The 3469-nt window shown below is 68.8% G+C and carries 2 protein-coding genes; one reads left to right on the top strand and one right to left on the bottom strand.

Annotated features, from left to right (window positions below):
• Positions 1-37: 37 nt before the first annotated feature.
• Complete coding sequence (gene uvrA, locus ITP53_RS54515; protein ID WP_195903341.1) at positions 38-2878, bottom strand: excinuclease ABC subunit UvrA; 2841 nt, start codon at positions 2876-2878, stop codon at positions 38-40.
• 229 nt (positions 2879-3107) lie between these two features.
• On the opposite strand from uvrA, the gene ITP53_RS54510 reads away from it, so the two are divergent.
• On the top strand, positions 3108-3469 hold a 362-nt coding region (locus tag ITP53_RS54510; protein ID WP_195903340.1), incomplete at its 3' end, for a maleylpyruvate isomerase N-terminal domain-containing protein.

Below are 3469 nucleotides of genomic sequence, written 5' to 3'. Positions count from 1 at the left end.
CTCCCGCCCCAGCCCCGGAACGACCGGTGCGGGAGGGTCAGAACGAGAGGATCTTCCGCAGGAACCGCCCGGTGTGGCTCTCGTCCACCAGCGCGATCTCCTCAGGCGTCCCGCTCGCGACCAGCGTGCCGCCACGGGACCCGCCCTCGGGCCCCATGTCGATGATCCAGTCGGCGGTCTTGATCACGTCGAGGTTGTGCTCGATGACGATCACGGTGTTGCCGCCGTCGACCAGCCGCCCGAGCACACCCAGCAACCTGCGGATGTCCTCGAAGTGCAGCCCCGTGGTCGGCTCGTCCAGCACGTAGATGGTCCGCCCGGTCTGCCGCCGCTGCAACTCCGAGGCGAGCTTGACCCGCTGCGCCTCGCCACCGGACAGCGTCGTGGCCGGCTGGCCCAGTCGCACGTAGCCCATCCCCACGTCGTTGAGCGTCTGCAGGTGACGCTTGATCGCGGGGATCGCGTCGAAGAACCCGAGGCCCTCCTCGATCGACATGTCGAGGACCTCGGCGATCGTCTTGCCCTTGTAGTGGACCTCCAGCGTCTCCCGGTTGTAGCGGGCTCCGTGGCAGACCTCGCAGGGGACGTAGACGTCCGGCAGGAAGTTCATCTCGATCTTGATGGTGCCGTCGCCTGAGCAGGCCTCGCAGCGCCCGCCCTTGACGTTGAAGCTGAACCGCCCGGGCTGGTAGCCGCGCACCTTCGCCTCGGCGGTGGCCGCGAACAGCTTGCGCACGTGGTCGAACACCCCGGTGTACGTGGCCGGGTTGGAGCGCGGCGTCCGCCCGATCGGCGACTGGTCGACGTGGACCACCTTGTCCACCTGGTCCATGCCGTTGATGCGCGAGTGCCGCCCCGCCACCGTGCGCGCCCCGTTGAGCTCCTTGGCCAGCGCGTTGTAGAGGATGTCGTTGACCAGCGTCGACTTCCCTGACCCCGACACCCCGGTCACGGCCGTGAACACGCCCAGCGGGAAGTCGATGTCGACGCCCTTGAGGTTGTGCTGGCGCGCTCCCTTGACCGTGATCTGCCGCTTCTTGTCGCGCTTGCGGCGCTTGGCCGGGATCGGAATGCGCCTGCGCCCGGACAGGTACTGGCCGGTGATGGACTCCTCGCTTTCGAGGAGCTCCTGAACGGTGCCGGACACGACGACCTGACCGCCGTGCTCGCCGGCGCCGGGCCCGATGTCGACCACCCAGTCGGCCGCCGCGATCGTGTCCTCGTCGTGCTCCACCACGATCAGCGTGTTGCCCATGTCGCGCAGCCTGACCAGGGTGTCGAGCAGGCGCATGTTGTCGCGCTGGTGCAGGCCGATGGACGGCTCGTCGAGGACGTACAGGACACCGACCAGGCCGGAGCCGATCTGCGTGGCCAGCCTGATGCGCTGCGCCTCGCCACCGGCGAGGGTGGCGGCGGCCCGGTCCATGGTGAGGTAGTCGAGCCCGACGTCGAGCAGGAACCCCATGCGGGCGTTGATCTCCTTGACCACCCGCTCGGCGATCTGCATGTCGCGGTCGGACAGCTTGAGCGCGGCCAGGAACTTCGCGCACTCGCCGATCGACATGGCCGCCACCTCGGCGATCGACTTCTCCGCCACCGTCACCGCCAGGGTGACCGGCTTGAGCCTGGCCCCCTTGCAGGCCGGGCACGGGATCTCGCGCATGTAGCCCTCGAACCGCTCGCGCGCCGAGTCGCTCTCCGCCTCGGCGTGCCTGCGCTGCACCCACGGGATGACGCCGTCGTAGGTGGTGTAGTAGGCGCGCTGGCGGCCGAACCGGTTGCTGTAGCGGACGTGCACCTGCTCGTCGTGGCCGAAGAGCAGCGACTTCTGCGCCTTCTTCGGCAACTTCTCCCACGGCGTGTCGATCGTGAACCCGACCGTGTGCCCCAGCGCCTCGATCAGCCTGGTGAAGTATTCGCTGGTGTGGCCGCCCGACCACGGGTGGAGCGCGCCCTCGCCGAGCGTCCGCTCGGGGTCGGGCACCACCAGGTCGGGGTCCACCTCCATCTTCGTCCCGAGGCCCGTGCACTCCGGGCAGGCGCCGAACGGCGAGTTGAACGAGAACGAGCGCGGCTCCAGCTCCTCGAACGACAGGTCGTCGTAGGGGCAGTAGAGGTGCTCGGAGTAGAAGCGCTCGCGGCCGGGGTCGTCTTCCTGCAGGTCGACGAACTCGAGCGTGATCGTGCCGCCGGACAGCTGCAACGCCGTCTCGACCGAGTCGTTGAGCCGGCGCCGCGCCGACTCCTTGACCGACAGCCGGTCGACGATGACCTCGATGTCGTGTTTCTCGTACTTCTTCAGCGTCGGCGGCTCCTCCAGTCGCACGACCGTGCCGTCGACCCTGGCCCGGGCGAAGCCCTTGGTCTGGAGCTCACGGAACAGCTCGGCGTATTCGCCCTTGCGGCCCCTGATGACCGGCGCGAGCACCTGGAACCTGGTGCCCTCGGCCAGGTCCATCACCCGGTCGACGATCTGCTGCGGCGTCTGCCTGGCGATCGGGCGCGCGCACACCGGGCAGTGGGGCTTGCCGATGCGCGCCCACAGCAGCCTCAGGTAGTCGTAGACCTCGGTGATCGTGCCGACCGTCGAGCGCGGGTTCTTGCTCGTGGCCTTCTGGTCGATCGACACCGCCGGCGACAGGCCCTCGATGAAGTCGACGTCGGGCTTGTCCATCTGGCCCAGGAACTGGCGGGCATAGGCCGACAGGGACTCGACGTAGCGGCGCTGACCCTCCGCGAAGATCGTGTCGAAGGCCAGGCTGGACTTGCCCGAACCGGACAGGCCGGTGAAGACGATCAGCGAGTCTCGCGGCAGGTCGAGCGAGACGTCCTTGAGGTTGTGTTCACGTGCACCACGCACGATCAGGCGGTCTGCCACGGCGATCCCGAAAGTCGAAAGGCGGATAGGTCCACGGGGGATGGTAGACGGGGGGTCCGACAATTTCGGCGACCCATACGCGGAGCCGACCGCGAGCCCCCGAAAATCCGTCCCCCACAGGGTACGGCCATCTCCCGCCCCGGCAGGAGGCCTTTGCTACTCAACTCGCTGACCTGCTGGTTTATGCCCGACTCCACTCCCGACACTTTAAATCACTAAAAATCCATACATGACCGTCCTACCCGCCTTGCAGGCCGAACTGACCTCGGCCACCGAGCGACTGCTGGCCACGGCCGCGTCCCTCAGCGACGCCGACATCGCCGCCCCCTCCCTCCTGCCCGGCTGGACCAGGGGCCACGTCCTCACCCACCTGGCCCAGAACGCCGCCTCCCACATCAACCTCCTGACCTGGGCGAAGACCGGCGTCAGAGTCCCCCAGTACGCCTCCATCGAGGCCAGGGCCGCCGCCATCGAGGCCGCCGCGGCCCAACCGGCCGGCCGCCACCTGGCCGGCCTGCGGGACGGCGCCGCCCGCCTGTCCGCCGCACTCCGCGACCACCCCGGGGAGGCGTGGGCCGCGCCGGTGGAGGG

This window comes from Nonomuraea cypriaca, from assembly GCF_015645445.1.
Lineage (GTDB): Bacteria > Actinomycetota > Actinomycetes > Streptosporangiales > Streptosporangiaceae > Nonomuraea > Nonomuraea cypriaca.
The sequence above is the reverse complement of the archived record's forward strand: the minus strand, read 5'-3'. Positions and strand labels throughout refer to the sequence as shown.